Source organism: Amaricoccus sp. (assembly GCF_017995835.1).
Lineage (GTDB): Bacteria > Pseudomonadota > Alphaproteobacteria > Rhodobacterales > Rhodobacteraceae > Amaricoccus.
Map to the genome: position 1 here is coordinate 1 of NZ_JAGOID010000125.1, position 7,421 is coordinate 7,421.

Consider the following 7,421-nt stretch of genomic DNA (forward strand, 5'->3'; position numbering starts at 1 on the left):
CTCTGGTACTTCGCCGCAGCCGTCGCCTCGGTCGCCGGTCTGGTGACGGCGGTGCTGAAGTCGCACGGCACGTCCTGGCAGCTCCTGCACGACTACCAGTACCGGCGCATCTTCACCTTCCTCGACCCCGAATCCGACCCGCTCGGGGCCGGCTACCACATCTCCCAGGCCAAGATCGCCATGGGCTCCGGCGGGCTGACGGGCAGGGGCTTCATGCAGGGCACCCAGTCGCGGCTGAACTTCCTGCCCGAGCGCCATACCGACTTCATCTTCACCTCGCTCGCCGAGGATTTCGGCTTCGTCGGCGCGCTGGCGCTCCTCGTCCTGCTCGCCCTCGTCGTCGTCTTCTGCATGGTCTCGGCCATGTCGAACCGCGACCGCTTCGGCGCGCTGGTCTCCGGCGGCGTCGCCACGATGTTCTTCCTGTTCTTCGCGGTGAACATGGGCATGGTGATGGGCATGATGCCCGTCGTCGGCGTGCCGCTCCCCCTCGTCTCCTATGGAGGCTCCTCGATGCTCGTCCTCATGGCCGCCTTCGGCCTCGCCCAGAGCGCCCATGTGCACCGGCCGCGGGGCAAGGAGTGACCCGCCTCCTGTTCTCCGCGCCGCCCGCGGACTGGCCGGTCTGGCGTCCGCACCTCGCGCGCGCCTGCGCCGTGCGCGGCCTCGCCGTCGAGATCGTGGACGCCGCCGACCCCGCCACCGTCGACTACGTCGCCTACAGCCCCGAGGGCGGCCTTGCCGACTTCGCGCCATTCACCCGGCTCCGGGTGGTCCTCAGCCTCTGGGTCGGCGTCGAGACCATCGTCGGCAACGACACCATCGCCGTCCCGCTCTGCCGCATGGTCGATCCGGGCCTGCGCGCGGGCATGGTGGAATGGGTCGCCGGCCATGTCCTGCGCCACCATCTCGGGACCGACGCCCATGTCCTCGGCCAGGACGGCGTCTGGCGCCACGACGTCGTGCCGCCGCTCGCCCGCGACCGCAGGGTCGGCGTCGTCGGCCTCGGCGAACTCGGCCTCGCCTGCGCGCTGGCGCTGAAGGGGCTCGGGTTCGACGTCGCGGGCTGGAGCCGCCGCCCGAAGCCCGACGCCCCGGTTCCCTCGCATTCCGGCGAGGCTGGCCTCGCCACGCTGCTCGCCCGCTCGGAGATCATTGTCCTTCTGCTGCCGGCGACGCCGGCCACGGAGCGGCTGATCGACGCGGACCGGCTGGCGTCGATCAGGCCCGGCGCCGTCCTCATCAACCCCGGCCGCGGCGCGCTCATCGACGACGAGGCGCTTCTCGCCGCGCTCGACGCGGGCCGGCTCGCCCACGCGACGCTCGACGTCTTCCGCGAGGAGCCGCTGCCGCCCTCGCACCGGTTCTGGTCGCACCCGCGCGTGACCGTCACCCCGCACATCGCCTCGGCCACCCGCCCCGAATCCGCCGCCGACGTCGTGGCCGAGAACATCCGCCGCGGCGAGGCCGGACTGCCCTTCCTCCATGAGGTCGACCGAAAGCACGGCTACTGAGCGCGGGGTGCGCGCAAGGAACCGGTCCCGGGCCGCTGAAAGAGGCTCCACTCCGGGCGCATCTTCTGCCACGTGTTCCATCGGAACCGGTACGACGCGGAGAAGGCCAATGCTCGAGAATGCCCTGACCATCGCCGACCTCAAGGAGATGGCGCGCCGCCGCGTCCCGAAGATGTTCTTCGACTACGCCGATTCCGGCGCCTGGACCGAGTCCACCTATCGCGCCAACGAGGACGACTTCGGAAAGATCCTGCTGCGCCAGCGCATTCTCGTCGACATGACCGACCGAAATCTCGCGACCGAACTCGTGGGCGAGCCGGCGTCGATGCCCGTCGCGATCGCGCCGACCGGGCTCACCGGGATGCAGCACGCCGATGGCGAGATCCTCGCCGCCCAGGCGGCCGAGGCCTTCGGGATTCCGTTCAGCCTGTCGACGATGTCGATCTGCTCGATCGAGGACGTGGCCGCCAACACGACGCGGCCGTTCTGGTTCCAGCTCTACGTCATGCGCGACCGGGTCTTCATCGAGAACCTGATCGCCCGCGCCAAGGCCGCGAAGTGCTCGGCGCTGGTGCTCACGCTCGACCTCCAGATCCTCGGGCAACGCCACAAGGACCTGCGCAACGGCCTCAGCGCCCCGCCGAAGTTCACCGCGAAGCATATCTGGCAGATGGCGACCCGGCCGCAATGGTGCCTCGGGATGCTCGGCACGAAGCGTCGCACCTTCGGCAACATCGTCGGCCACGCCCAGAACGTCGGCGATCTCTCCTCGCTGTCGTCCTGGACCAAGGAGCAGTTCGACCCGCGCCTGTCCTGGAAGGACGTGGAGTGGATCAAGGAGAAGTGGGGTGGCAAGCTGATCCTGAAGGGCATCCTCGACCCGGAGGACGCGCGCATGTCGCTCGAGAGCGGGGCGGACGCGATCATCGTGTCGAACCACGGCGGCCGCCAGCTCGACGGGGCGCGCTCGTCGATCTCGGCGCTGCCGGGGATCGTCGACGCGGTCGGCGGTCGGGTGGAGGTCCACATGGACGGCGGCGTGCGGTCCGGTCAGGACGTCCTCAAGGCCGTGGCCTTGGGGGCGAAGGGCGCGTGGATCGGCCGGCCGTTCCTCTACGGCCTCGGGGCCGGCGGGCGCGCCGGGGTGGCGCGGTGCCTCGAGATCCTGCGCGACGAGCTCGACATCACCATGGCGCTCTGCGGGCGGCGGGATATCCGCGGGATCGACGCGAGCATTCTCGACGCCCCCGCGATGGCTCCGGCGGCCGCTGCGCCGGAGCGGGTCGCGGCGCTGGTCTGATCCCCGGGGGACCGGGGCCACGGAAGCCGAGGCGTTCGCGGCCAGGCAGGGGCGGGCGGGTCAGCCGGGCGGCGTCTGCGCGGCGGTGATGTGCTTGATCCCGTAGTAGGCGGAGAGCCCCCAGGGGCCGAGTTCGCGGCCGATGCCGCTGGCCTTGAAGCCGCCCCAGGCGGTGTTGGGGAAGATCGCCTGCAACGAGTTGATCCAGACGTGCCCCGCCTCCATCCGCGCCGCCACCCGCCCGGCGCGGTCGGAATCGGCGGTGACGATGGTGGCGACGAGGCCGTAGTCGGTGTCGTTGGCGAGCGCGACCGCCTCGGCCTCGCTGCGGAAGGTCCGGGTCGCGAGGACCGGGCCGAAGATCTCCTCGCGCCAGAGGAAGCTCTCGGTCGGCACGTCGGCGTAGACGGTCGGCGCGACGAAGAAGCCGTCGCCGGCCAGCGTCCCGCCGCCGGCGACGAGGTCGAGGCCCTCGGCGCGGGCGCGCTCCAGGTAGCGGCCGACCTTCTCGAACTGGGCGCGCGTGGTGATCGGGCCCATGTCGGCGCCGGTCTGCGGCGCGCCCACGGCCAGCGCGCGGGCGCGCTCGGCGAGACGGTCGAGAAGGGCGGGGGCGATCGCGGCCTCGACGATCAGCCGCGAGGTGGCCGAGCACATCTGACCGGCGTTGAAGAACACGCCCCCGACGATGCAGTCGACGGCGTGGTCGATGTCGGCGTCGGCGAAGACGACGATGGGCGACTTGCCGCCGAGTTCGAGCGAGATCGGCAGGCAACGCTCGGCGGCCGCGGCCATCACCCGTGCGCCGACCGCGTTCGAGCCGGTGAAGGAGAGCTTGCGCAGCCGCCGGTCGGCGGTCAGCGCCATGCCCGCCTCGGCCGCGCCGGTGATGAGGTTGAGCACGCCCGGCGGCAGGCCGGCCTCGATCGCGATGTCGCCGTAGGCGAGTTCGACGAGCGGCGTGAACTCGGAGGTCTTGAGCACGACGGTGCAGCCGGCGGCGAGCGCCGGCGCGATCTTCCAGGCGCTCGTCACCAGCGGGAAGTTCCACGGCACGATCATGCCGACCGGCCCAACCGGCTCGAACCGCGTCCGCCCGGCGAAGGCGGGGTCGGGCAGGGGAACCGGCGTTTCCTGCCGGGCGTCGAGGTCTTCGGCGAGGCCGGCGTAGTAGTCGAACGTCGCGGCGGCGTCGCCGAGGTCGATTTCCGTCTCGCCCCGGGGCTTGCCGTTGTTGAGCGACTGGAGCGCCATCAGGTCCTCGGACCGCGCCCGCAGCCCCGCGGCGAACCGGCGCAGGAACGCCGCCCGTGCCGCGCCGCCGAGCGCCGCCCAGCCGGGAAAGGCCGCGGCCGCCGCCTCGGTCGCCGCGCCGACCGCCGCGGCCCCGGCGGCAGCGATCTCGGCGAAGACCGCGCCGGTCGAAGGATCGACCACGCTCAGGCGCGGCCCGTCCGTGGCCTCGCGGAACTCCCCGCTGATGAAGAGGCTCGCCGGCCGATGCGTCAGGGCGTCGAGGCTCATGTCCAGCTCCGCACGTCGGGGTCGTCGATCTCGATTATGGTCGGGACCGGGGCCTGCGTCGCCTCGCGCAGCGCGTCGCGGAGGGAGGCGAAGCCGGTGGCGCGGACGGCGCGGCAGCCGAAGCCGCGGGCGATGGTCTGGAAGTCGGGCGTGTAGATGTCGACGCCGATCTGCGGGATGTCGCGGTCGGCCATGTACTGCTTGATCTCGCCGTAGCCCTGGTTGTTCCAGAGCAGGATCGGCACCGAGAGGCCGAGTTCGACGGCGGTGGCGAGTTCGCCGATGGTGAACTGGATGCCGCCGTCGCCGATCAGCGCCACCACGGGCGCATCGGGCCGGCCGAGCTTCGCGCCGAAGGCGGCCGGCAGGCCGTAGCCCAGCGTGCCGTAGCCGGTCGAGGAGTTGAACCACGAGCGCGGGCCGGCCGGGTCGTAGGCCATGTTGCCGCCATAGACCGGCTGGGTCGAGTCGCCCGCGATCACCACCCCGGGCAGCGCCTCGGCCACCGCGTCGAGCACGCGGCCGTGGAGGGCGTAGTCGGGGCGCAGCTCCTTCGCCGCGGCCGCGCGCAGCGCCGCCGTCCGCGCCGCGCCGGCCGCCGGGTCGCGCGGGGCCAGCGCGTCGTGGAGCGCGTGCAGGGCAAGGCCCGCGTCGGAGCAGATGGCGACCTCGGGCAGCGCGTTGCGGGTGAGTTGCTCGGGGTCGATGTCGACGCGCACGACCCGGCCGGCGAGCCCGAGCGTGGACCCGAACATGATCGTGTCGGTCTCGCCGAGTTCGGTGCCGATGGCGGCGACGACGTCGGCCGTCTGCAACGCCTCGATCACCGGGGCCAACGGAAGGCCGGCGCCGAGGCTGAGCGGATGGTCGCGGGGCAGGACGCCCTTGGCGTTGACGGTGAGCGCCGTCGGCGCGCCGAGCCGTTCCACGAAGGCGCGGGCGGCGTCGGCGGCGTCGGCCGTGCCGCCGCCGAGGACGACGAAGGGCGCGCGCGCCCCGGAGAGAAGCGCCGCCGCCTGCGCGATCGCCTCCGGGTCGGGGCCGGGGCGGTAGCGGGTGCGGTGCGCGTCGCGCGACAGGTCGTCGGCGGGCGCGGTGATGACGTCGAGCGGCAGCTCGATATGGACCGGGCCGGGGCGGGCGCTGTCGAAGACGGCGAAGGCGCGGGCTAGGACGGCGGGAAGCTCGGCCGGCCGCATCAGGCGATGGCTGAACACCGAGACGCCGCGCACGAGGCCGTTCTGGTCGGGCAGCTCGTGCAGCCGGCCCTCGCCCATGCCGAGCTCGTTCGAGACGTTGACGCTCGAGATCACCAGCATCGGAACCGAGTCGGCGAGGGCCTGGCCCATCGCCGTGGCGATGTTGGTCATGCCCGGGCCGGTGATGATGAAGCAGGCGGCCGGGCGCCCCGTCGCGCGAGCGTAGCCGTCGGCCATGAAGCCCGCGCCCTGCTCGTGGCGTGGGGTGATGTGGCGGATTCGGGTGTTCGGCAGGCCGCGGTAGAGTTCGACGGTGTGGACGCCGGGGATGCCGAAGACGGTGTCGATGCCGTAGGCCTCGAGGATTTCCACCAGCACTTCGCCGCAGGTTTTCATCGCACGGACTCCGGTGCAGGGGTTGCGGCGCAGGTGTCGAGGCGGCGCAGGATGGCGTCCCAGTCCGGCGCCGGGCCGAGGCCGATCAGGACGAGGGTGCTTTCGTCCTCGAAGCCGGGCGGGGGCGCGCGCAGCGGCTCGAAGGCGAGCCGCGCGCCGACGAGATGCGCCGCGAATACGCGGCCGTCGGCGGCGGCGACGAAGCCCTTGGCGCGGTAGACCGAGGCGGGCAGGTCGGCGAGCGCGGCCTGGAGCGCGCGAAGATCGACCGGGGCGCGGCTGCGCCAGACCACCGAGGCCGGCAGGTCGTGGTCGTGGTGGTGGTGGTGGTGGTCGTGGGGGCGCCCGGCCGGACCCGCCGGGCCGCCGAAGAGGACGTCGAAGGGGACGCGGGCGACCGTCGTCTCGACGATGCGGCCGCCCTTCGGCAGCCAGCGCGTGCGCCAGGCGTCGAGTTCGGCGCGGGTCGCGAGGTCGGTCTTGTTGAGCACGACGAGATCGGCGGCGTCGAGTTGGGTTTCGGCGAGGCCGGCGCCGACCGCGCGCGCGGCGTCGAAGCCCGCGGCGTCGACGAGCACGACGACGGCGTCGGGTCGCAGCCGGCCGCGAAAGCGGGCGTGGCGCACGGTGTCCATGATCCGGCCGGGATCGGCGACGCCGCTCGCCTCGATCAGCACGTGGTCGAGTTCCCCCGCGCGGGCGAGGAGCGCCTCCAGTTGCTCGACCAACCCGGCGTTCAGCGCGCAGCAGACGCAGCCGTTGGCGAGGCTGACGACGCCGCCCTCGGCGGAGGCGATCAGCGCCGCGTCGATGTTGACCGCGCCGAAGTCGTTGACGATCACCGCGATCCGCAGGCCGTGGTCGCCCGATAGGACGTGGTTGACGAGCGTGGTCTTGCCCGAGCCGAGAAAGCCTCCGACGACGGTGACGGGGAGGGGGGTCATGGCTGGCGGCTCATCTGCCGGGGAAGGACGGGCCGGCGAGGGGCGCGCTTCGTGGCCAGACAAGCCGTATCACGCGTGATACGCGGGTCATGGCGTTGTATTTCAAGGATAAATCCCGAGACATCAACCCTTTCTTCACGAAGGTTGACGCCCAGACCGGCGGCTTTGCGCGCGCTCACCACAGCTTCTGCGCCTCCCCCTGCCAGACCGCGCCGGAGCCCGCGTCGAGGCGGTCGTGGACGAGTTGGCCGTCCGCGAAGGTGAGGTCGACTTTGGTGGCGACGATGTTGCCGCGGGGCTCGATGGCGAAGAGGTCGCGGTCCAGGACGATGATGTCGGCGGCCTTGCCGACCTCGAGCGAGCCCGCGACGTGGTCGATGTCCATCGACCAGGCGCCGTTTCGGGTCATCACCCGGATCGCCTGTTCGAGCGGGATCGGCTCGCCGAAGGTGCCCTCGACCTCGCCCCAGGGGTTGGCGCGGGTGACCATGGTCTCGAGCGCGATCCAGGGATCGAGCACGCTGACCGGCCAGTCGGTGCCGAT

General features: G+C 72.2%; 7 protein-coding genes. 3 read left to right on the top strand and 4 right to left on the bottom strand.

What is annotated here, in order from left to right:
• The 3 genes from KBA23_RS14670 to KBA23_RS14680 all read left to right on the top strand — a co-directional run.
• On the top strand, nt 1-585 hold a 585-nt coding region (locus tag KBA23_RS14670), incomplete at its 5' end, for an FtsW/RodA/SpoVE family cell cycle protein (RefSeq protein WP_290742337.1).
• A complete protein-coding gene (locus KBA23_RS14675; RefSeq protein ID WP_290742340.1) occupies nt 582-1,514 on the top strand; it encodes a glyoxylate/hydroxypyruvate reductase A in 933 nt (310 codons plus the stop codon). The genes KBA23_RS14670 and KBA23_RS14675, both read left to right, overlap by 4 nt.
• A gap of 109 nt (nt 1,515-1,623) precedes the next feature.
• A complete protein-coding gene (locus KBA23_RS14680) occupies nt 1,624-2,814 on the top strand; it encodes an alpha-hydroxy acid oxidase (protein WP_290742343.1) in 1,191 nt (396 codons plus the stop codon).
• A gap of 60 nt (nt 2,815-2,874) precedes the next feature.
• On the opposite strand, the gene KBA23_RS14685 is transcribed toward KBA23_RS14680, so the two are convergent.
• The 4 genes from KBA23_RS14685 to KBA23_RS14700 all read right to left on the bottom strand — a co-directional run.
• Nucleotides 2,875-4,338 (bottom strand): aldehyde dehydrogenase family protein, encoded by a 1,464-nt coding sequence (locus tag KBA23_RS14685; RefSeq protein WP_290742346.1) that lies wholly within the window; start codon nt 4,336-4,338, stop codon nt 2,875-2,877.
• A complete protein-coding gene (locus KBA23_RS14690; protein WP_290742349.1) occupies nt 4,335-5,933 on the bottom strand; it encodes a 5-guanidino-2-oxopentanoate decarboxylase in 1,599 nt (532 codons plus the stop codon). Before KBA23_RS14690 ends, KBA23_RS14685 begins: the two co-directional genes overlap by 4 nt.
• Nucleotides 5,930-6,877, bottom strand: coding sequence for a GTP-binding protein (locus KBA23_RS14695; protein ID WP_290742352.1), 948 nt, complete (start codon nt 6,875-6,877; stop codon nt 5,930-5,932). The genes KBA23_RS14690 and KBA23_RS14695 overlap by 4 nt, the downstream gene beginning before the upstream one ends.
• Before the next feature lie 175 nt (nt 6,878-7,052).
• Nucleotides 7,053-7,421 (bottom strand): amidohydrolase family protein (locus KBA23_RS14700; RefSeq protein WP_290742355.1); only part of this gene is annotated, 369 nt, incomplete at its 5' end.

Coding starts and splice junctions, on each gene's coding strand:
- KBA23_RS14680 (WP_290742343.1), top strand. CDS start 1,624: ATGCTCGAGAATGCCCTGACCATCGCCGACCTCAAGGAGATGGCGCGC.
- KBA23_RS14685 (WP_290742346.1), bottom strand. CDS start 4,338: ATGAGCCTCGACGCCCTGACGCATCGGCCGGCGAGCCTCTTCATCAGC.
- KBA23_RS14690 (WP_290742349.1), bottom strand. CDS start 5,933: ATGAAAACCTGCGGCGAAGTGCTGGTGGAAATCCTCGAGGCCTACGGC.
- KBA23_RS14695 (WP_290742352.1), bottom strand. CDS start 6,877: ATGACCCCCCTCCCCGTCACCGTCGTCGGAGGCTTTCTCGGCTCGGGC.